Raw genomic sequence first — 22,130 nt, 5'->3', positions numbered from 1 at the left:
ATGATGAAGATTAAATGTGTCAACAGGAGCATAAAAATTAATTCAGACTTTAGGACAGTTAAAGCAAATAAGCGCTTGTAGCAGCTAAAACATCAGGTTTACTCCGGTAATTTTAGCCATTGAATACAAAACGTATAAATTTACTTGGTAAGATAGTAAAAGAGGATGCCATCAAAAGACAATGGAAATACGCAAACGTTAAACTGCCTAATTAAAGACTATTTTTAAACACTTCAGATAAAAAAAGCAGCCTCACACCTATAAAATAAAGAAAAGATCGCAAGAAATGACTAAGTGATTAAAGTTATGTAAATAGTGAAAACAGAGGAAGGGATTAAAAACGCCGAGCAAGCTCGGCGCATAATTATTTAATTATAGATCGTTTAAACCAAGCACATCTGTCATGCTATAAAAACCTGCGGGTTTATCTTTTAACCATACCGCAGCTTTAACCGCACCATTAGCAAATGTCATACGATCAGTGGCTTTATGAGTGATTTCTACTCGTTCGCCAATATCAGCAAACATCGCGGTATGCTCGCCGACAATATCGCCAGCTCGAATCGTTGCAAAACCAATCTCATCTTTGGATCGTTCACCAGTAATCCCTTCACGAGCATAAACCGCAACATCACTCAGCTTGTTACCCATAGCACCCGCAATTGCTTCACCCATGCTAAGCGCGGTTCCAGAAGGGGCATCTACTTTATAGCGGTGATGAGCTTCAACTACTTCGATATCGCAGTAATCCCCCATTACTTTGGCTGCTTTTTCAAGTAGCTTGAAAACAAGGTTTACGCCAACAGAGTAATTTGATGCCATAACAATAGGCATTTTCCTTGCCATTTCTTCAATTTGTTGGCGCTCTGTCTCTGTAAAGCCTGTTGTGCCAATGACAATACTTTTGCCATGCTTCTGACAGAGCTCGAGGTTTGCTAAGGTACTTGCTGGCGCAGTAAAGTCTATAATGACGTCAAACTGGTCGATTTGTTTACTCAAATCATCCGTCAGTACAACATCAAACTTACCCTCTCCACAAAGCTCACCAATATCAACACCAACCAAAGAAGATTCAGGCCTTTCTGAGCCTGTACCAACTTGGGCAAGTGGGTTCTGGTGAGTCGCTTTGACTAGGTTACGCCCCATGCGTCCAGCTGCTCCCGCAATTGCAATACGTACCATGCACTTCTCCATTATTCACGTTTTGTATGCTACTGAGTTAAAACTACCAATATTAAAGACGACTGGCTATACATTCGATAGTGAAATTTTCCTACTTGGCTGAAAAGCACTATCTTCTTTAGCCTGACTAATGACTCTTACAGCTAACTGTATTCATCAACTACTCTATCAAGGATTGTTCTATTTGCTTCGGGAAATTCATAGTCCCTTAGCTTGGTGATCGGTACCCACTTACCTTGCTGCCCTTCTCTGCCAAAAGGTTGGTTTTCAAAATCGGTGACAAGAATAAAATCAAACTTCAATGACTTATCCGTGTAGTCATATTCTAAATGCTCGAATAAGCTATGTTGTGTCACCTGAATACCAACCTCTTCATCTAACTCGCGTTTAATGGCTTGCGCTATGGTTTCTTTGTCTTCAACTTTTCCTCCTGGAAACTCCCAAAATCCACCCTTATGTTTTTCTTGTGGGCGCTTGGTGATAAAGACTTCACTTTTTTCAGCATTTAAAATGATAGCCGCGACAATATGGATACGTTTCACAATCAGTTTCCTCAAAAAAAGAGCCGCTAATGCGACTCTTGATGTTTTAAAATCTATTTATTTTTAGCCACTCAGCTGACCATGGCACTGTTTGTACTTTTTGCCACTACCACAAGGACAAGGCTCATTACGTCCTACTTTGCGCTCTTCACGGACCATAGGCTGGTTAGAGTGGTCTTCTTGGTTTTCACCAGCTAGCTGGTTACCAGCTGAAGCATGCTGTGCTTGAGCTCGTCTCGCCGCTTCTTCAGCTTGTGCTCTGCGCTGAGCTTCCATACGCTCTACTTCTTCTTGTTGCTGAACACGAACCTTAGACAAAATGGTAATCACATCTGATTTTAGTGCATCCAACAAGCCTTCAAACAACTCAAACGACTCACGTTTATATTCCTGTTTCGGGTTTTTCTGCGCATAGCCACGTAGGTGAATACCCTGACGCAAGTGGTCCATTGCTGCAAGGTGCTCTTTCCAAAGAGTATCAAGAGTCTGCAGCATGACTGATTTTTCAAAGTTACGCAGCACCTGCTCACCGACTACTGTCTCTTTCTCTTTGTAGACTGTTACAGATGTTTCTAAGATTTTCTCACGCAGCGCTTCTTCATAAAGCTTATCGTCATCTTCAAGCCACTGCTTGACTGGCGCATCGAGATCAAAATCGTTTTTCAGACGTTCTTGTAGCCCTTCGACATCCCACATATCTTCTAAAGACTGAGGTGGAATATATTCATCAATGACAGCAGTAATAACATCCGCTCGGTTTTGCTCAATCATTTCACTGATGTCTTCCACATTCATCAGTTCATCACGCAGCTCATAAACAACTTTACGCTGATCATTGGCCACATCATCATATTCTAGAAGCTGTTTACGGATATCGAAGTTTCGGCCTTCAACTTTACGCTGAGCTTTTTCAATTGAGCGAGATAGCATTTTAGACTCAATCGCTTCCCCTTCTTCCATACCACTTTGAATAAGGCTAGCCATACGATCAGAAGTAAAGATACGCAGTAGTGAGTCTTCCATAGAAAGGTAGAAACGTGAGGAACCAGCATCACCTTGACGGCCAGAACGACCACGCAGCTGATTATCAATACGACGAGACTCATGACGCTCCGTACCAATAATATGCAGACCACCTGCATCTAACACTTTATCGTGCACTTCTTTCCAATCTGCTTTGATCACCTCAATCTGTTCTTGAGTCGGATTATCCAAAGCATCAATTTTAGCCTGCCAGCTGCCACCAAGCACGATATCTGTACCACGACCAGCCATGTTAGTCGCGATTGTAACAGCACCCGGTGTACCTGCTTCTGCAACAATTTCAGCTTCTCGCTCATGAAACTTAGCATTCAAGACATTGTGTTTGATCTTGGCTTTTTTCAGTGCATTAGATAAAAGCTCTGACTTTTCTATCGACACAGTACCCACCAAAGAAGGCTGGCCTTTTTCAACTCGCTGCTTGATATCTTCAATAATAGCGGCAAACTTTTCTGCCTCAGTACGGTACACCACATCTGGCATATCGTTACGAACCATAGGCTTATTCGTCGGGATAACGACAGTTTCCAACCCATAGATAGACTGGAATTCAAATGCTTCAGTATCTGCCGTACCTGTCATACCAGAAAGCTTTTCGTATAGACGGAAGTAATTCTGGAAAGTAATAGATGCTAATGTCTGGTTTTCATTTTGAATTTTAACGCCTTCTTTCGCTTCCACGGCTTGGTGAAGACCTTCAGACCAGCGACGCCCTGGCATAGTACGGCCAGTATGTTCGTCAACAATCACGACTTCGCCATCTTCGTTAACTATATAGTCGACATTTTTTTCAAACAGAACATGGGCTCGTAATGCAGCATTGACATGATGTAGCAAACTAATATTGGTTGGAGAATACAGTGTATCACCTTCCTCCATTAAGCCATTTTTGACCATCAACTCTTCAACATACTCTTGACCATTTTCGGTCAAGTGCACTTGTTTTGATTTCTCATCCACTGTGTAGTGGCCATCACCACGATATTCTTCTGAATCTTCTTGATCCTGCTTCTCAAGGTGAGGAATTAAGGTATTAATACGAGTGTACAGCTCTGAGCTGTCTTCTGCTGGGCCTGAGATGATCAAGGGGGTTCGGGCTTCATCGATCAAGATAGAATCGACTTCATCGACAACAGCAAAGAAACGCTCGCGTTGAACTCTATCTTCTGAGCGAAACGCCATGTTGTCACGCAAGTAATCGAAACCAAATTCGTTATTAGTCCCGTAAAGAATGTCTGCTAGGTAGGCTTGTTTTTTCTCTTGCGGCGGCATGTTAGGAATATTGACGCCAACTGTCATGCCCAAAAATTCAAACAAAGGACGGTTTGTTTCAGCATCACGCTTGGCAAGATAGTCATTTACTGTCACGACGTGAACGCCTTTACCTGCAAGGGCATTTAGATATGCTGGCAGTGTCGCTGTCAGTGTCTTACCTTCACCTGTGCGCATTTCTGCAATTTGGCCAGCATTAAGCACCATACCGCCGATAAGCTGCACATCAAAGTGACGCATGCCGTATACACGCTTAGAAGCCTCACGTACAGTCGCAAATGCCTCAGGAAGCAGTCCATCTAGGGTTTCACCTTGTTCAAGACGCTGACGGAATTCAACGGTTTTTGCTTTCAGCTCTTCATCAGAAAGTGCTTCTAAGCCCGGTTCATAGTTATTTATTTCTTTTACAATCTTTCTAAGGCGACGTAACGTGCGGTCGTTGCGACTACCAATTACCTTTGTCAGTAGCTTAGTTATCATTTGCTATGCATCTCTCTTTACTTAGATCGGGCCCGATCTACATTCTATGCCTTCAGTCTCTAACAGTTCTAAACTAAGAATACTGAGATAAATCACGTTATTCAGATATTGCGATGAGAACATGGGATTTCAAGGCGTAAGTGGCGCTTAGTTTAAGGAATTTTACCACTAAGGACCAATAACAAGGTGATTTGTTTGAAGCATTCTTTATTTTCAGTGGTTATATGGCGGATGTTTGTACGCTTTAAGAGCCGACTTATTCAGTAAACCTCTTTTAAAGCCCCTAAATAAACTAGTTTAAGCTCTTTGATTGTTAAACAAGGCAGTATTTTGCCGCGGCTACAAACAAAAAAGCCAGGCTCTTTGCCTGGCTCTTAGGAAACAATGATAGTTACACAATTAACGCGTTAACGTTAGCGAAGGCAACAGGGGATGTTGCTTCCTCTTCAAATGTTACCCACTCCCATGCTTCTTGATCAGCAAGCACAGAGCGTAACAGTTGGTTATTCAATCCATGGCCAGACTTAAACGCACGGAATTCACCAATGATTGGATGCCCACACATATATAAGTCACCAATAGCATCAAGCACTTTATGGGTGACAAACTCATTGTCAAATCGCAGACCTTCTTCATTTAGAATGCGATACTCGTCTAGTACGATTGCACAGTCGAAACTACCGCCTAGACATAAATTCTGTGACTGCAAGTATTCAATATCACGCATAAAGCCAAAAGTTCGAGCCCTAGAGATATCTTTTACAAAACCTTGTGATGAAAAATCAAATAGTAGATGTTGCTCATCTGATTCTATTGCAGGGTGGTTGAATTCAATCTCGAAATCCATGCGGAAACCATTGTAGGGTACGAATTCTGCCCACTTATCACCATCTTCGAAACGCACTGGTTTTTTAATACGAATAAAACGTTTAGCAACGCTTTGCTCTTCAATGCCAGCTTGCTGAAGCAAAAATACGAACGGGCTTGCACTGCCATCCATAATCGGGATTTCAGGAGCGTCAACCTCAACAATAATATTGTCAATCCCCATACCTGCGAGTGCTGCATTCAGGTGTTCAACTGTTGATATGCGCACACCTTCATCATTGACTAATGCTGTACAAAGCATAGTGTCACGAACAGACTGAGCATCAACAGGGAAGTCAACAGGTGGATTCACATCCGTTCGACGATAAATAACGCCAGTATTTGCAGCCGCTGGGCGAAGAGTTAATGTGACTTTACGTCCAGAGTGAAGTCCCACCCCAGTTGTTTTCACTATTTCTTTCAGAGTACGTTGTCTGATCATCTGCTTGCCTCAGTACAAATTGCTACAAAACACGGTCAATAAGCAATATCGACCGAGAATCGTACCATAATTTTGAACAGTGTCAAATTATAATTTTGAACAGTGTCAAATTATGTTTAGTCAGCCTGACGACGAAGGAATGCTGGAATGTCCAGATATCCAGTGTCCTTATCGGCTTTTGGTGCAGCACTTTGTTGGCCAGCACCTGAGCTTGAAGGAGCAGAACTTGTCGGCTGAGGAGTTACCTGAGGTTTCTCCTGCAAACTTGATGCCGCTTTTTCTTCTGCTTTATTGACAGCAGGCTGTTGAACTGGCGTAACTGGTTGAGTTTGTGGTTGAGCAACTGGAGATACCTTTGTCTTCCCACCTGCAACTAAAGTGATATCAGGCTTCTTTTCTGTACCGATACCAGTAGCAACAACAGTGACACGAATTTCATCAGCCATATCAGGATCTAACGAAGTACCAATAACAACTGTAGCATTATCTGACGCAAATGCCTTAACTGTGTTACCAACCGTTTCAAACTCATCCAGACGCATATCAAGACCAGCTGTAATATTCACTAGAACACCACGAGCACCAGCGAGATCTATATCTTCTAGTAGTGGGCTTGAGATTGCCATCTCTGCAGCTTCTTCTGCACGGTCTTCACCTTTAGCCACACCACTTCCCATCATTGCATGACCCATTTCCGACATCACGGTTCGAACATCCGCAAAGTCGACGTTAATCATACCTGGACGAGTAATAAGCTCTGCGATACCTTGTACTGCATTCTTAAGTACGTCATTCGCACTGGCAAAAGCTTCCAATAAAGTAATTCCACGTCCTAATACTTTCAACAGCTTTTCATTTGGGATCGTAATCAAGCTATCAACTTGTTTCGATAACTCTTCAATTCCTTGCTCTGCAAAAGCTAAACGTTTCTTACCTTCGAAGCTAAATGGCTTAGTCACGACAGCTACCGTCAAAATCCCCAGCTCTTTTGCAACTTCTGCAATCACTGGAGCAGCACCTGTTCCTGTTCCACCACCCATACCAGCTGCGATAAATACCATATCGGCACCATCGAGCTCTTCTTTAATTCTATCGCGATCTTCGAGAGCTGCATCACGCCCAACTTGAGGGTTAGCGCCTGCTCCAAGACCTTTTGTAATATCACCACCAATTTGGATAACGCTATTAACGCTTGTTTTACGAAGCGCCTGCGCATCGGTATTAATGCTAATGAACTCCACGCCTTCGATGGACTCACGTACCATGTGCTCAACGGCATTACCGCCACCGCCACCAACTCCAACGACTTTAATGACAGCGTCGTCAGACATTTCCATCATCGGTTCAAACATGTGTTATCTCCGTTTATCCTGCACTCAGGTTAAAATTCTTTTTGTATCCAATTCCGCAAACGGCCAAATAACGTCGTTACAGACTGGCGTTTAGGCTCAGTATACTCTGTATCATCATTGATTTGGCTATCTCTTGCATAATGAAGTAAACCCACAGCCGTTGAATGATACGGCTCTTTTACATAATCTGTTAAGCCACTCACTTGAAGAGGCTTTCCAACTCTCACTTGATTGCGGAATACGCGCTCTGCACATTCAACTAATCCTTCAATCTGCGCAGCCCCACCCGTCAGAACCACGCCCGCTGCAAGGTGATGTTTTATTCCATCCTCTCGCAGCTTTTCCTGAACCGTATCTATTGTTTGATTAACCAAACCCATCAATTCAGTATATCTAGGCTCTACGACCTCAGACAAAGTCTGTCTCTGCAAACTGCGTGAGGGTCTTCCTCCGACGCTAGGAACATTAACAGTATCGTCTTTGCTCACTAACTCACTAAGAGCACAACCGTATTTTACTTTTATCTCTTCAGCATCGCTAACTGGCGTACCAAATGCAAATGCGATATCACTAGTCACGGCATTCCCGGCATAAGAAAACACCTCGGTATGTCTCAGTGCACCACCAGTCCAAATAGAAACATCCATGGTGCCAGCGCCGATATCGACGACACAAACACCTAGCTCGCGCTCATCTTCAGTTATTACAGCAGTACTTGCCGCTAAGCCAGAATAAACTAAGTGTTCGACTCTCAACCCACAACGCTCGACAGCCTTGATGATATTTCTTGCCATATCATTATGGCATGAGATCAAATGAACACTGACTTCCATCCGCACTCCTGATAACCCTAGCGGATTTTTTATCCCTTCTTGATAATCTATGGTAAATTCTTGGGGAATTACATGAAGAATGCGTTGCTCGTCACCTATTTTGATAGATTTAGCAGTATGAATCGCACGATCCATATCTTCCTGAGAAACCTCTTCATCAGAAATGGTTCCCATACCCTTTTCTATTCGACTGGCAATATGCCGGCCCGATATAGAGATAAACACATTACTGATTTGACATTCAGCCATGAGCTCGGCTTGGTCAACAGCACGTTGGACAGATTTCACAACAGACTCTAGGTCGTTAACCCCGCCTTTATCCATCCCACGAGATGGGCTGCTACCAGCACCAATGATATTTATCTGACCATCAGGCAGTATTTCTCCAACCAGAGCAGATACGGTTGCAGTGCCTATATCAAGACCAACAATAATGTTGTCATCAGCGGTCTTTGTCATCTATGCTCTCTTGTTCTAACTCTTGTCCGGGAAACCAACCTACGGAAGCTCCCGTATCATACCTGAGGTCAATATAGCTGACTCTCTGCGAATCGCTACCTAAGTTTCTGTATAGCGAGAGGAATCGTTCAATCCTCTCTTGTAAATATTCTTTACCTAACTCAAGCCTAATACCATTATCCAGAATAATCTGCCAAGCACGGCGATCATTGAGTAGCAAAGACGAAATATTGAGATTTAAAGCGGCGAATTTGGGACTCACGTCCCGCCACACGTCTAATACTTCCTTGCTACTTCCTAATGGGCCGTATAGTTTGACACGCTCACCGGATAATTTATCAATATCACCATTGAAAACATTACCCTGCTTATTAAGAAGCTCGGTACCATTCCAAATAGCAACAGCTGCATACTCGGTTAAAAACACTTTAATTGTATCTGGCCACTGTTTTCTTATCGAAGCATGCGCAACCCACGGAATATCTTCCACTGTTTCTTGTAAAACTTTGACATCTTGTGACATAAAAGTACCCACATGTGGCAAAGTTGCAAATGCACGCTGAACATCTAGGGATGATACATACTTCAGCTGTCCTTCCAATACGATATTCGACAAAGGCAGACGCTTTTCATCCCACATCCAAGATACCGTAGAGTACAGAATCCAGCTAATCAACAGCACCACAAGTAATAAAAATAGCCCACCTAGGCTATGCCTTTTTACTAGCGGATGCTTGGTTAAATGACGCTTTTTTGTGCTCGTACTTTCAACCAAGGCTATTGACCCTGTCATTCAATCCTAACCTTATCAATTAACTGTGTGTCATACTAAGGTAAAGTACTGGCTTTAACCTTCGGATTATACTGGCGTCACCTAAAGTATCAAACATAGAAATTGAGAAATAACACTTTAATTCTATCATTTGTCTCAAATAATAGACTTTTCACTTTTTTCAATCACCAGCGTTCATTTTTTCTAAATGTAATTCTAGTGCCGCAAGCTGCTTAGCTACCTTGCCAATATCACCTGCTCCTTGAGTTAACACCAAGTCACCATCCTGCAAGACATTCGCTAAAACCGAAGGTAATGCACTGATATCCGGTACAAAAATTGGATCAAGTTTACCTCGACTACGAATAGTGCGACATAATGAACGACCATCGGCCCCCGCTATCGGCTTTTCACCTGCAGAGTAAACGTCCAACATAAGTAATACATCAACCTGTTCAAGAACATTAGCAAAGTCATCGTACAAGTCTCGTGTTCGACTATAGCGGTGAGGCTGAAATATCATGACCAAACGCTTGTCCTGCCATCCATTACGAGCAGCTTGGATTGTAACATCCACTTCCGTTGGATGATGACCGTAGTCATCAACTAACATCACAAGACCATTACCGGTTTCAAATTCGCCTAAATGCTCAAATCGACGACCAGTTCCTTGAGTCGAAGCCATTGCACGCAAAATAGCATCATCTTCAATCTCATCCTCAGTAGCCACTGCTATTGCCGCCGCTGCATTAAGAGCGTTATGTCGACCAGGAATGTTTAAAGTAATCTCCAAATCTGCACGACCATTTCGTACTACTGTGAATTTACCTTGCTGACCATGCTGGCAGTAATTTTCAATACGAACATCGGCTTGTTCGTCGAAACCATAGGTAATCACTTGCCGGCTAATTCTCGGAATTAATTCACACACCACTGGATCATCGATACAAACAATTGCCTGCCCATAAAAAGGCAAATTGTGTAAAAAATCAATAAAAGTCTGCTTAAGAGTTTCAAAGTCACCACCATAAGTGTCCATGTGATCAGACTCTATATTGGTAACTATGCTCACCATGGGTTGCAAGTGCAGAAATGAAGCATCACTTTCATCAGCCTCTGCAATTAATATACGACTAGAACCCAAGCGCGCATTAGTGCCCGCACTTTTAACCAAACCACCATTGACAAAGGTTGGATCCAAACCAGCCTCAGAATATATCTGAGTAACCAAAGCTGTCGTTGTCGTTTTACCGTGTGTTCCTGCCACTGCAATGCCATGACGAAAACGCATCAGTTCTGCAAGCATTTCAGCACGGCGTACAACTGGAATTCGAGCTTTTCGAGCCGCTTTAATCTCAGGGTTATCTTCACTTACAGCAGTCGAGACCACCACAACACTAGCCTTCTGAACATTAGACTCATTGTGACCTATAAAGATTCTTGCCCCTTTCAGTGCTAAACGTTCCGTAACTTGGTTATCTGCAAGGTCCGAACCTGATATTTGATAACCCTCGTTAAGCAAAACCTCGGCGATTCCACTCATTCCAGCACCACCGATACCAATAAAGTGAATACACTTTACACGTCGCATTTCTGGTACCATGGAACGAATTTGAACTAAATCTTGAGTGTGTTGAATTGTCATGGATATTTCTCGTTAATTTGTTAGAGCAATAATGGCCTTAGCCACTTTATCATCTGCATCTAACCTTGCTACTGAACGCGCATTGTTTGCCATTTCAACAAGTTTACAGCGATCGAGTTGTTGTATTTGCTGAGCGAGTTTATCTACCGTAAGCTCAGGTTGTTCTATCATTTTTGCTGCCCCACATGCTACCAGATGATCAGCATTCAAAGCTTGCTGCCTATCTTTATGCATAAAGGGGATAAAAATAGCGCCCAGACCTGCTGCTGCGACTTCAGATACTGTTAACGCGCCAGATCGACAAATAAGTATATCAGCCCAAGCGTATGCTTCTGCAACATCGTCAATGAATTCCACTGTATCCGCAGACTCAACCTGAAACTGCTGGTATAAAGATTCCACCTCAGTCTTTCGGCTCTTTCCCGCTTGATGGCGTATCTCATACCCAGAACCTAATTTTGCCATGACTTCCGGCATAGTGCGATTAAGAATTTGCGCTCCTTGACTTCCACCCATGACTAAGATGCGAATATCACCGAGGCGTTCCCCCATTCGATGACCTGGTTCTCTTATAGCGACAACGTCTTCCCGAACGGGGTTACCTACAACTTCAGCATCGGGGAAAGCACCCGGAAAAGCCTGAAAAACCTTAGAAGCAATTCGTGACAACCACTGATTAGTTAATCCTGCAACGGCATTTTGTTCATGTAAAACAACCGGGACACCTTGGAGTCTTGCAGCTACTCCCCCTGGACCACTAACGTAGCCTCCCATACCAAGAACCACATCCGGCTGCCAAGCTTTAATGTGTTTTCTTGCTTGAAGAACGGCATTAAATATCTGGAAAGGAGCTTGAATCAACTTCAATATACCTTGGCCACGCAAGCCTTTAACCTTAATAAAATCGATGTCTATACCATGTTTGGGAACCAGCTCGGCTTCCATTCTATCGGCAGTGCCAAGCCAGCGAATATCCCAACCTTGTTGCTGAAGTTTTTTAGCCACAGCTAAACCAGGAAATACATGTCCTCCTGTACCTCCAGCCATTACCATCAAACGTTTACTTTTTTTCATCATCTATTATCTTTTTAGGTCTTGGGGTCCACGAACTCATACGGCACTCAAAATCAACTCTCAGTAATATGGCCACTGCAACTGTCATGATAATTAAGCTCGATCCCCCGTAGCTAATCAAAGGTAAGGTTAATCCTTTTGTGGGCACCATACCCGCTGCGGCTCCTACATTGACTAAGGTTTGAAAAGCAAACCAAATTCCAATACCAAACGCTAAGTAGCCACCAAAAAGCAAGTCGTTATCAAACGCTTTACGTCCTATCAAAATCGCTTTAATAACCAAGCTAAAAATCAGCATGAGAACTAAGACAACGCCGATAAAGCCTAATTCCTCTGCAAGTACAGCAAAAACAAAATCAGTGTGGGCTTCTGGCAAATATTCCAGCTTTTGAATTGAGTTACCTAGCCCTTGCCCTAGCCACTCTCCTCGACCGAATGCCATTAAAGACTGTGTCAGCTGATAACCACTACCAAACGGATCTTCCCATGGGTCAAGAAAAGACGTTACACGTCTTACTCGGTAAGGTTCCAATAATATAAGAGCAACCACAGACAAAACACCCACAGCCATAAGTGCCAAAAATTGACTTAATTTCGCTCCGGCAATAAATAACATGCCAAACAATGTAACCAGCATGACGATTACTGTCCCTAAATCGGGCTGAAGTAAGAGCAAACTGGCCAGTGTGCCAAACACAATAATCGGCTTGATAAACCCTCCAAAAAAGCTCGAACGAACTTCTTGGTGTTTACGAACCAGATAACCGGACATGAAGATAAACAATGATAGTTTGGCAAGTTCCGCAGGCTGTAAATTAAATAGACCTAAAGGTATCCAGCGAGAAGCTCCATTGACAGATTTGCCCGCCACTAAGACAACGATAAGAAGAAAAAAAGATAAGCCTAGCAACAAAGAACCATATTGTGACCATTTACTCAAGGGGACTTGAAGTACGATACTGGCGGTTGTTAACGCAAGTAAAAGAAATACTGCGTGACGAAACATAAAATGAAATGGTTGGTCTGTAAGACGTGTGCTAATTGGAAATGAAGCAGAAGTTACCATAACCAATCCTGCTAGCATTAAACCTAAAGCAATCCAAACTAACTGACGATCATATAACACCTCAGGAGAAGAGGTGGTCATCCAATGTCTAATATTTGCTAATAGATCTCTTATTTGCATGGGCGATAGCTTAGTTATACTAGTTGCCTGACTAACGCTGTAAATGCATCACCGCGAGCCATAAAATTTTCAAACTGATCAAAGCTAGCACAAGCTGGAGATAACATAACCATGTCCCCACTTTCGGCTCGACAACTCACCCACTGGACAATATCTTCCAGCGTTTCGAAATACTTTGAATCGGTTGTAAGTGGCATGAAGCATCTGCCATCTTGGCCAAAGCAACATAGCTGAACATCCAAGGGTTTAAGAGCAGACTCAAGCTCTGAAAAGTCAGCGCCTTTACCATCTCCTCCAACAAGTAAATACAGTTTACCGGGAAGAGACAAGCCAGATAAGGCGGCTAAAGTGCTTGCAACATTGGTTGCCTTGGAGTCATTTACCCATTTAACTCCTTGCTTATTAGATACCACCTGACATCTGTGAGTCAGCCCAGTGTAAGCTTTTAATGCATCCAACCCCTCAGCAACATCTACACCTGCTTCCTTTAGCAACGCCAGAACAACGAGAGCGTTGGCCATATTGTGTCGCCCCACCAAGCTAAGCTCATCGGCAGCTAATATTGCTGAATCTCTATGACATAAAAACTCTCGCCCATCTAATGATTCAACATGATACTCGGCTTGCTTCTCCAAACTAAACTCTATTAATCGTCTATCTTTTTGTTCTGGATAGGTTGCTAAATCATCAGCATTCACCACACCAACTTGGGCATGTGTAAAAATACGCAACTTGGCTTGGCGATATGCTTCCATATCGGAATATCTGTCCATATGATCTTCCGAAAGATTCAAGAAAGCGGCGGCAACCAAAGAAAGACTTGACGTCGTTTCTAATTGAAAACTCGACAATTCTAAAATATAAAGATCAGCATTTTGCTCAAGTAACTCGAGTGCCGGAACCCCTATATTTCCACCAATCGCCGTCTTAATACCTGATGCATTTGACACAACACCAGCGAGATCGGTAACCGTACTCTTACCATTTGATCCTGTAATGGCAATCACAGGTTTATCGACTTGCCAAGCAAAAAGCTCTATATCTCCAATAACAGGGATTCCAATATTAATAGCTTGTTGAAGCTCAGGAGTGGCTAAAGCAATACCTGGGTTAACAACTATGAGATCCACACCAGTCATCCAATCTTGGGGCCAACCACCACAAAACAGCTCAACACTTTTGGGCAATGACTCCATACCCGGAGGCTGATCTCGCGTGTCTATCACCTTAATCGTTAACTTTTTAGGTAAGTTTGACAAGTGCTTTACGACTGAAGCCCCTGTCATACCAAGACCGACAACAACAACACTATTAATATTTTGCCAAGGTTCCAAAATCAAACTCTGCTTCATTAACGAACTTTCAGTGTTGCTAAACCAACCAAAACAAGCACTATGGAGATGATCCAAAAACGTACGATCACACGAGGCTCTGGCCAGCCTTTTAGCTCATAGTGATGGTGAATTGGGGCCATGCGAAAAATACGTTGACCTCTAATTTTATATGAGCCGACTTGGAGTATTACAGAGAGAGTTTCCATAACAAATACTCCTCCCATAATAACTAGGACAAACTCTTGGCGCACGAGCACCGCAATAGTTCCTAAAGCCCCTCCTAAGGCAAGTGAGCCGACATCTCCCATAAAGACTTGTGCTGGGTAGGTGTTGAACCATAAAAAACCCAACCCTGCGCCAACCATTGCGGTACATACTACAACCAATTCAGAGGCCTGAGGGACATAAGGAATGTGGAGATAATTAGCAAAATTCACGTTACCTGTTGCCCACGCAATCGCAGCAAAACCGGCAGAGACAAGCACAGTTGGCAGAATAGCCAATCCATCAAGACCATCAGTTAAGTTAACCGCGTTACTGGTTCCAACAATGACAAAATAGCTAAGGACGATATAGAAGAGCCCAAGCTGGGGCATAACATCTTTGAAAAAAGGCACTACAAGCTGGGTAGCTGTGGTATCTTTTCCGTAAGCATACAAGGCAAAAGAAACCACCAAAGCAATAGCTGATTGCCAGAAATATTTCCAACGGGCAATAAGGCCATCAGTGTCTTTGTTAACAACCTTACGATAATCATCAACAAAACCGACAGTACCATACCCAGCCAATACAGCGAGTACAGCCCAAACGTAAGGGTTAGATAAATCAGCCCAAACGAGGACGGTAGTAATAATGGCCGTTAAGATCATTAGTCCCCCCATAGTCGGGGTACCACGTTTACTGAAGTGAGATTCTGGGCCTTCATCACGAACTACTTGGCCAATTTGCAATGTTTGCAATCGCTTAATAAGGCGAGGCCCCATCCATAACGACAAACCGAGAGCGGTTAGTACACTAACGATGGCTCGAAAAGACAAATATTCAAATAAACGGAAAAATGAAAAGTATGGCTGTAGAAGCTCTGCAAGCCAAATAATCATGTATACATCTCCTTCACAGCAGCAACAATTCGATTCATTCCTGCACTATTCGCCCCTTTAACAAGTATTGTCTGGGAGCCGTTATGCTGGGCAATATGCTGCCTAATAAACTCAATCATGCTGTCATGAGTATCAAAGTGCTTACCATGGCATGCATCACTGATTGCTATGCTATCTGCTCCATAAGTAAGCACATATTCAAATTTAAATGGGGCCGCATGTTTACCGACTTGACGATGAAGTGCAAGGCTTTCCTCACCTAACTCAGCCATATTGCCCAAAATAAACCATCGTACACCATTAAAGCTGCCCAACAAATCTGCAGCAGCTTTCATAGCAGGTACACTAGCGTTATAGCTATCGTCAATCAGTTTAATATTCTCGCTGAGCTCAATACTTTCAACTCGACCTTTGACCTTGGATAGCGCTTCCAGCCCTGAAGCAACCATTTCAGATGAAGCACCTAACTCAACAGAGAGGGCAGTAGCGGCTAGCGCATTTGCGACGTTATGTTGACCAATAATCCCCAACGAAACATCAAAACTAGTATCCGGTGTATCAATGGTAAAGGAAGCCATGCCATTGACATCCATTGTTAGATTACGTGCTTTATATTGCGCTCTGTTATCAGAGAGTGAGAATGTCTTTACTGTTTTGTCAGATAACACCCCTTCCCATAACTCCCCACCTTGACTATCCAAGTTAACGATGGCAACAGCACCAGGTTTTAGCCCCTGGAAAATTTCACCCTTTGCTTTTTTGACCCCTTCCATTGAACCAAACCCTTCCAAGTGTGCTGCTGCTACATTATTAACAAGGGCAACGTCTGGGTTGACTAACTGGGTAGTGTAAGCAATTTCACCGATATGATTGGCACCTAGCTCTATCACAGCAAAATCATCTTCGAGTCGAGAGCGTAATAAGGTTAGTGGCACGCCAATGTCATTATTAAAATTACCAGAGGTGTATAGCACTCGCCCCTTTTGAGCCATAATGCTTGCTACCATTTCCTTAACCGTTGTCTTACCACAGCTACCTGTGATTGCCACCGTAGGTGTCTGGCAGATCTGATGAACGAACTGACCTAAAGTCCCCAAGGCTACTTTAGTATCTTTAACCAACAGCTGAGGAACTTTCACATCGACGCAGCGACTAACGAGCAAAGCTGACGCACCTGAGGAGACAGCTTGAACAACAAAGTCATGAGCATCAAATCGCTCACCTACCAAAGCAACGAATAGTGCATCTGGTTCAATGACTCTAGTATCCGTCGAGACCTCCTTCACCACGGCATCATCACCGATAAGCTCAGCATCGAGCACTTCTACCAATTGTGACAGAGTCAAAGGGATCATTGTGTTAGCTCCAAAAGTTGTAACGCAGATTCACGATCTGAGTAGTGTAGAGTTTTATCAGCTATGATTTGGTAATCTTCATGACCTTTACCTGCTAACAAGATAATATCGTCTGCGCAACTGTGCCGCAGAGCGTAAGCCAAAGCTTGATAGCGATCGTGTTCCACAATTACTTTTGCGGGAAATGTCATTCCAGCCAGCATATCTTTCACAATCTCTTTGGGTGATTCGCTACGAGGATTATCATCAGTTAAGATCACTTCATCTGCCAATTTTTCACCTATAGAAGCCATCATAGGTCGCTTACCTTTGTCTCTATCTCCGCCGCAGCCAAAAAGCACCCAGAGTCTGCCATTACAGTGCTTTTTTAGTGCCAACAATGCTTTTTCCAATGCGTCAGGAGTATGAGCGTAATCAACGATAACCTTCGCCTTTCCTTCGACTTGAAATAACTCCATACGACCCAAAACTGATTTCAACTGACTAACGGTATCTAGTAGTTTCTTCTTCTCAATTCCGAGCGAGAGCAGGGTTGCCAAAGCAAGCAGTATATTACTAGCATTAAACTCACCAATTAAAGGTACGCTTATGTGTCCATCACCAAATTGACCAGAGAAGGTCAGTTCAATCCCCGTTGATGCATATCTCACACTGGTCGCATATATACCTTGACCAGATGCGATCGGCGACAGAGATACTGGAATATAAGGCTTAACACCTTTAACCCAAGAAGCGCCTACCGGATCATCGATATTAATGACAGCCTGTTCGCAGTTATGCTCTGTAAAAAGCGAACGTTTAGCTAACGCGTATTGCTCCATGCTGCCATGATAATCTATGTGATCACGGCTTAGATTGGAGAAGACACCTACCGCGAACTGCTGTGCTTTAACCCGGCCTTGCACTAAACCATGGGACGACACTTCCATTGCGGTATACTGAGCGCCTTGCTGCTCTAGTGCGGATAAAATATCCTGAACTTCTAATGCATGGCCAGTTGTATTGGCCGCTGGCTGCAAAGCATCAAGAAACCCATTACCGGTAGTACCAAGAACCGCGCACTTTTGCCCCACAAGATCCAACCACTGAGCGATTAACTGCGTGATGGTCGTTTTACCATTGGTTCCTGTCACTGCAATCAAACGATTATTCTTTAGCGGCACCAACCGGCTTGCGATATGTGAAAGATACTGATTTAAACCCTCAACATAAATCACAGGCACATTACCACGCCACTCAATTTGACCATGGCTGTCTAGCTCTTCGGTTTCAGCAATGACTGCGTTTGCCCCTTGGTGGATCGCCGAGTTGATAAAGTCCCTACCATCAACCATGTGCCCTTTCACTGCTACAAAAGTGCATCCAGAGCTAACCCGGCGACTATCCAGTTCAAGCTTATGAACAACAATATCAAGGCTTTTGTCAGCCGAAATATCTAGCCAAGGTGCAAGTAGCTCAATAAGAGTCATTGATTGGGCCATTTTGATTCTCTATTCATCTTTTTTAAATCGGTTCTCATCAGGGGCAACATTAAGAATTTGTAACGTGCCTTTAGTGATTTCAGAAAATACAGGGCCTGCGACCGAACCTCCGTAATAGTTGTCACCTTGAGGCTCATTAACAAGTACAACAACCGCAATTCTTGGGTTACTCACTGGCGCAATTCCCGCAGTGTAGACAAAATACTCATCACCATAACCGCCCGCAATTGCCTTACGTGATGTTCCTGTTTTAGCAGCCACACGATAGCCAGGAACCGCTGCTTTCGTTGCAGTACCACCTGGTTGTGTTACCGTCTCGAGCATATCAAGTACGACTCGAGCGTTTTCTTTATTAATCACCTGACGTGACAAGTCTTGTTGATTACTTTCGATAATATGAATTGGTTGGTATTTACCGTAATTACCCAAAGTTGCGTAGGCATGTGCCAACTGCAACGGGGTTATGGATAATCCATATCCAAATGCCAAAGTGGCGATTTCAAACTTTGACCAGCGGCGACGGTTAGGAAAAATGCCTTGCGTCTCGCCAACAAGATTTAGCCCTGACAGCTCACCAAAACCTATTGAGCTGTACATACCCAATAGGGCTTCAAGAGGCATATCTAGCGCAAGCTTAGCAACACCAACATTACTCGACTTTTTCAAAATGGTAGTCAAGTCTGCTTTACCTACTTTAGAGACATCACGCACCTTCTGACCACCGATGGGCATAATGCCATTGCCTGTGTCAATAATAGTATCTTTATCGGCTACCCCATTTTCGAGAGCAGCCAAAACGACAAAGGGTTTCACTGTAGAACCTGGCTCAAAGGCATCGGTTATAGCACGGTTGCGCATCTTGGCAGATTGGAGATCGGATCGATTGTTGGGGTTGTATGAAGGCGCATTAACCATGGCTAACACTGCACCTGTTTTAACATCAAGGATAACAGCTGTTGCCGATGTCGCTCTATAATCAGCGACTGCCTGCTTAATAGAGCGATAAGCGATGGCTTGAATTCTCTGATCTATGGTTAGGTCTAAAGGCTTACCTTGCTCCCTCTCTTCAAGGGAAATATTCTCAACCACTCGGCCATATCTGTCTTTGCGGATAATGCGTTTTCCTGCTTCCCCTGTTAGCCATTTATCATAACTGCGCTCAGCACCCTCCAAACCATGCCCATCGATACCTGTTACGCCTACAATATGGGCACTCACTTCGCCTGTGGGGTAATAGCGACGCGATTCAGCTTTCAGTCCAACACCCGCGAGTTTTAACTCTCGAATATAATTGGCCATCGCAGGGCTCACTTGACGCTGAAGATAAATAAAGCGGCGAGACTTACTACGACGAATTTTTTCAATCATTTTCTCACGATCTAGGCCAAGCACGTCAGCAAGCGCATACCAACGATCCATATTGCTAAAACCATCGCGTTTAAAAATGGTTACAGGATCAGCCCACACAGCTTCAACGGGAACACTGACTGCAAGTGGCTCACCATTGCGATCTGAGATAATTCCACGAGCAGAGTGAATCGTTTTAGCTCGCACTGAACGTAAGTCACCTTGTTGAATGAGATTGTCTGGCTCAACAATTTGGATATAAGCAATTCTAGCGATCAGTGCTGAGAATGCGACAAACATAGCCACTAGAACTAGATAGAAACGCCAGCGTATTAGACTTGGCTGCTCAGTATGCGCAGGCTTTTTTTTCGATACTTTATTGGATGTTTTCTTTGCTGCAGAAGACTGTCTATTTTTGCTCATGGTAGGTCGATAACCACCTCTTTATCTGCATCTGGACGCTTCATCTGCAATTCGTCCTTTGCAATTTCTTGTACTCGGCTATGTTCTGCTAATGCCGTCTCTTCAAGCAATAAATTACGCCATTCATTATCCAGACGCTCACGTTCCTGCAGAGCCAAGTCCTTTTCTGTAATCGCTTGACGTGTATGATGAGTAGTAAACACAACAGCCATCGCAGAGGCGAAAATTAAAGCAAGAACCAATAAAGGTATTCGACCGATAGTAACAAGATCTAATGCGATGAGCTTAGCCAGGTTGGGAACAGGTTTGTTCATGTTTACCTATAATTTTTCTGCAATTCGAAGCACAGAGCTGCGAGATCGGGTATTAACATCAACTTCTTGTTTAGAGGGTTTAATCGCTTTACCAATAGGTGTTAAATTAGCCCTACCCAGTGCGCTGATTTGCTCTTCTGTCAATGGAATACCGTGAGGAACTTCTGGACCTTTGCTTTCTTTACGAATAAATCGCTTTACCATCCTATCTTCCAACGAGTGAAAACTGATCACAGATAAACGCCCTTTAGGTGCAAGAATACTAGCAGCCGATTTTAATGCAGTATCAATTTCTTCTAACTCACTATTTATGTAGATTCTAAATGCTTGAAAAGTACGTGTGGCTGGGTGTTTCTTTTCTTTGAAACTCTTAGGAGCAGCATCTGAGATGAGTTTTGCTAACTGACTGGTTCGTGTCAAAGGCTCATTGTCTTCATTTTCGCGATAGTTAACTATGGCTTTCGCAATACGACGAGCATGCTTGTCTTCGCCAAATTCTCGAATAACCCAAGTGATGTCATCAAGATCAGCCTCCAATAGCCATTGAGAGACTGGGATACCAGATGTTGGATCCATTCTCATATCGAGAGGACCATCTTTCATAAAACTAAAGCCGCGTTCAGCATCATCGAGTTGAGGAGAAGAAACACCTAAGTCAAGTAAGACGCCATCCACTTTGCCAACCAAACCTCTCTGCTCTGCATATTCCGCCATACCGGAGAAAGGGCCATGAATAATGTTAAACCGTGCGTCATTAATAGTCTTAGCTTCCTCAATAGCTTGAGGATCACGATCAATACTGAACAAGCGGCCAGCCTCCCCTAACTGACTGAGTATCTGACGACTATGACCACCTCGACCAAAAGTTCCATCAATGTAAATACCATCAGGCTTAATTGCTAAACCATCGATAGATTCGTGCAGTAGTACGGAAATGTGCTTAAATTCTTCGGTCATTGTATTTGTATCTCGTTCTTGCACCCATGCGTTCAGACTATCCAGTTTACTGATTTGGACTAGGATCGCCACCTATGCTAAATCGTACACGTGATATTGCGCTAAGTTTAGTGCTTACGGCAGTATGTTCGTCAATAAAAAGCAAAAAACCCATCATAACATTAGTGTTATGATGGGTTTCGAATAGGTGGAGCCGACATATAAGCCGGGTTCTGTTCCGCATACGCGGCGGTAGCCATTCGTCTAGGCCAGCAATCGCTCACTGGCTCAAGCAACCTACCCGCCTCCTTACGCGAGCAACGCAATATGGAAGCCTATTTGGTCTTGCTCCGGGTGGAGTTTACCTTGCAACGAACTGTTGCCAGTCGTCCGGTGCGCTCTTACCGCACCCTTTCACCCTTACCTGTACTCTAACGAGCCATCGGCGGTCTTCTCTCTGCTGCACTTGTCGTAGGCTTGCGCCCCCCAGGCGTTACCTGGCACCCTGCTCTATGGAGCCCGGACTTTCCTCCCCTTTATCAGTCTCCCCTACCACATGGATAAAGGACATCAATAAAGCAGCGACTACCCAGTCAACTCCGAGGCGGATTGTATAGACATTAACACCTAGTGTCTAGTGAGATCACAAATATGATGAAATCAAACGAACAACCGGCGAAAAAATCATCTCAA

17 protein-coding genes and 1 other RNA gene are annotated in these 22,130 nt (G+C 43.6%); all 18 read right to left on the bottom strand.

Going from position 1 to position 22,130, the window contains the following annotated elements; genetic code table 11:
- Positions 1-372 precede the first annotated feature (372 nt).
- Complete coding sequence (gene dapB, locus AAFM34_RS01490; protein WP_341659224.1) at positions 373-1,182, bottom strand: 4-hydroxy-tetrahydrodipicolinate reductase; 810 nt, start codon at positions 1,180-1,182, stop codon at positions 373-375.
- Positions 1,183-1,325: 143 nt separating this feature from the next.
- A complete protein-coding gene (gene mutT / locus AAFM34_RS01485; RefSeq protein WP_114785133.1) occupies positions 1,326-1,724 on the bottom strand; it encodes an 8-oxo-dGTP diphosphatase MutT in 399 nt (132 codons plus the stop codon).
- 63 nt (positions 1,725-1,787) lie between these two features.
- Positions 1,788-4,517, bottom strand: a complete 2,730-nt coding sequence (secA, locus tag AAFM34_RS01480) for a preprotein translocase subunit SecA (RefSeq protein ID WP_341659221.1) — start codon at positions 4,515-4,517, stop codon at positions 1,788-1,790.
- A gap of 391 nt (positions 4,518-4,908) precedes the next feature.
- Positions 4,909-5,826 carry a UDP-3-O-acyl-N-acetylglucosamine deacetylase gene (lpxC, locus tag AAFM34_RS01475; RefSeq protein ID WP_341659219.1) on the bottom strand — a complete coding sequence of 306 codons (918 nt, stop codon included), beginning with the start codon at positions 5,824-5,826 and terminating at the stop codon, positions 4,909-4,911.
- A 116-nt stretch (positions 5,827-5,942) separates the two neighbouring features.
- Positions 5,943-7,178 (bottom strand): cell division protein FtsZ, encoded by a 1,236-nt coding sequence (gene ftsZ / locus AAFM34_RS01470; protein ID WP_341659217.1) that lies wholly within the window; start codon positions 7,176-7,178, stop codon positions 5,943-5,945.
- Positions 7,179-7,207: 29 nt separating this feature from the next.
- A complete protein-coding gene (ftsA, locus tag AAFM34_RS01465) occupies positions 7,208-8,470 on the bottom strand; it encodes a cell division protein FtsA (protein ID WP_341659215.1) in 1,263 nt (420 codons plus the stop codon).
- Positions 8,454-9,245 carry a cell division protein FtsQ/DivIB gene (locus tag AAFM34_RS01460; protein ID WP_371833243.1) on the bottom strand — a complete coding sequence of 264 codons (792 nt, stop codon included), beginning with the start codon at positions 9,243-9,245 and terminating at the stop codon, positions 8,454-8,456. Before AAFM34_RS01460 ends, ftsA begins: the two co-directional genes overlap by 17 nt.
- A gap of 178 nt (positions 9,246-9,423) precedes the next feature.
- Positions 9,424-10,887 carry a UDP-N-acetylmuramate--L-alanine ligase gene (murC, locus tag AAFM34_RS01455; RefSeq protein WP_341659212.1) on the bottom strand — a complete coding sequence of 488 codons (1,464 nt, stop codon included), beginning with the start codon at positions 10,885-10,887 and terminating at the stop codon, positions 9,424-9,426.
- Between the two features lie 12 nt (positions 10,888-10,899).
- On the bottom strand, positions 10,900-11,961 hold the full coding sequence (gene murG, locus AAFM34_RS01450) for an undecaprenyldiphospho-muramoylpentapeptide beta-N-acetylglucosaminyltransferase (RefSeq protein WP_341659271.1): 1,062 nt from the start codon (positions 11,959-11,961) through the stop codon (positions 10,900-10,902).
- Complete coding sequence (ftsW, locus tag AAFM34_RS01445) at positions 11,948-13,147, bottom strand: cell division protein FtsW (RefSeq protein ID WP_341659210.1); 1,200 nt, start codon at positions 13,145-13,147, stop codon at positions 11,948-11,950. Before ftsW ends, murG begins: the two co-directional genes overlap by 14 nt.
- A 14-nt stretch (positions 13,148-13,161) precedes the next feature.
- Positions 13,162-14,499 (bottom strand): UDP-N-acetylmuramoyl-L-alanine--D-glutamate ligase, encoded by a 1,338-nt coding sequence (gene murD, locus AAFM34_RS01440; RefSeq protein WP_341659208.1) that lies wholly within the window; start codon positions 14,497-14,499, stop codon positions 13,162-13,164.
- Positions 14,499-15,581 (bottom strand): phospho-N-acetylmuramoyl-pentapeptide-transferase, encoded by a 1,083-nt coding sequence (mraY, locus tag AAFM34_RS01435; RefSeq protein ID WP_341659206.1) that lies wholly within the window; start codon positions 15,579-15,581, stop codon positions 14,499-14,501. Before mraY ends, murD begins: the two co-directional genes overlap by 1 nt.
- Positions 15,578-16,936 carry a UDP-N-acetylmuramoyl-tripeptide--D-alanyl-D-alanine ligase gene (gene murF, locus AAFM34_RS01430; protein WP_341659204.1) on the bottom strand — a complete coding sequence of 453 codons (1,359 nt, stop codon included), beginning with the start codon at positions 16,934-16,936 and terminating at the stop codon, positions 15,578-15,580. The genes mraY and murF overlap by 4 nt, the downstream gene beginning before the upstream one ends.
- Positions 16,933-18,417 (bottom strand): UDP-N-acetylmuramoyl-L-alanyl-D-glutamate--2,6-diaminopimelate ligase, encoded by a 1,485-nt coding sequence (gene murE, locus AAFM34_RS01425; protein WP_341659202.1) that lies wholly within the window; start codon positions 18,415-18,417, stop codon positions 16,933-16,935. Before murE ends, murF begins: the two co-directional genes overlap by 4 nt.
- 9 nt (positions 18,418-18,426) lie before the next feature.
- Positions 18,427-20,064 (bottom strand): penicillin-binding transpeptidase domain-containing protein, encoded by a 1,638-nt coding sequence (locus AAFM34_RS01420; protein ID WP_341659269.1) that lies wholly within the window; start codon positions 20,062-20,064, stop codon positions 18,427-18,429.
- A 119-nt stretch (positions 20,065-20,183) separates the two neighbouring features.
- Complete coding sequence (gene ftsL, locus AAFM34_RS01415) at positions 20,184-20,501, bottom strand: cell division protein FtsL (protein ID WP_341659200.1); 318 nt, start codon at positions 20,499-20,501, stop codon at positions 20,184-20,186.
- Positions 20,502-20,507: 6 nt separating this feature from the next.
- The gene (gene rsmH / locus AAFM34_RS01410; protein WP_341659198.1) at positions 20,508-21,458 is read right to left on the bottom strand and encodes a 16S rRNA (cytosine(1402)-N(4))-methyltransferase RsmH; all 951 of its coding nucleotides are present in this window, start codon (positions 21,456-21,458) and stop codon (positions 20,508-20,510) included.
- A gap of 185 nt (positions 21,459-21,643) precedes the next feature.
- Positions 21,644-22,038, bottom strand: an RNA gene (gene rnpB / locus AAFM34_RS01405) — RNase P RNA component class A.
- Positions 22,039-22,130: the final 92 nt, after the last annotated feature.

Origin of the sequence: Vibrio sp. (genome assembly GCF_038138445.1) — a bacterium.
Classification (GTDB): Bacteria; Pseudomonadota; Gammaproteobacteria; order Enterobacterales; family Vibrionaceae; genus Vibrio.
This window is presented reverse-complemented; position numbering and strand designations above follow the sequence as displayed.

Coding starts and splice junctions, on each gene's coding strand:
- murE (WP_341659202.1), bottom strand. CDS start 18,417: ATGGCCCAATCAATGACTCTTATTGAGCTACTTGCACCTTGGCTAGAT.
- mraY (WP_341659206.1), bottom strand. CDS start 15,581: ATGATTATTTGGCTTGCAGAGCTTCTACAGCCATACTTTTCATTTTTC.
- lpxC (WP_341659219.1), bottom strand. CDS start 5,826: ATGATCAGACAACGTACTCTGAAAGAAATAGTGAAAACAACTGGGGTG.
- secA (WP_341659221.1), bottom strand. CDS start 4,517: ATGATAACTAAGCTACTGACAAAGGTAATTGGTAGTCGCAACGACCGC.
- ftsL (WP_341659200.1), bottom strand. CDS start 20,501: ATGAACAAACCTGTTCCCAACCTGGCTAAGCTCATCGCATTAGATCTT.
- murD (WP_341659208.1), bottom strand. CDS start 14,499: ATGAAGCAGAGTTTGATTTTGGAACCTTGGCAAAATATTAATAGTGTT.
- dapB (WP_341659224.1), bottom strand. CDS start 1,182: ATGGTACGTATTGCAATTGCGGGAGCAGCTGGACGCATGGGGCGTAAC.
- ftsZ (WP_341659217.1), bottom strand. CDS start 7,178: ATGTTTGAACCGATGATGGAAATGTCTGACGACGCTGTCATTAAAGTC.
- AAFM34_RS01420 (WP_341659269.1), bottom strand. CDS start 20,064: ATGTTTGTCGCATTCTCAGCACTGATCGCTAGAATTGCTTATATCCAA.
- murF (WP_341659204.1), bottom strand. CDS start 16,936: ATGATCCCTTTGACTCTGTCACAATTGGTAGAAGTGCTCGATGCTGAG.
- ftsW (WP_341659210.1), bottom strand. CDS start 13,147: ATGCAAATAAGAGATCTATTAGCAAATATTAGACATTGGATGACCACC.
- murG (WP_341659271.1), bottom strand. CDS start 11,961: ATGAAAAAAAGTAAACGTTTGATGGTAATGGCTGGAGGTACAGGAGGA.
- murC (WP_341659212.1), bottom strand. CDS start 10,887: ATGACAATTCAACACACTCAAGATTTAGTTCAAATTCGTTCCATGGTA.
- rsmH (WP_341659198.1), bottom strand. CDS start 21,458: ATGACCGAAGAATTTAAGCACATTTCCGTACTACTGCACGAATCTATC.
- ftsA (WP_341659215.1), bottom strand. CDS start 8,470: ATGACAAAGACCGCTGATGACAACATTATTGTTGGTCTTGATATAGGC.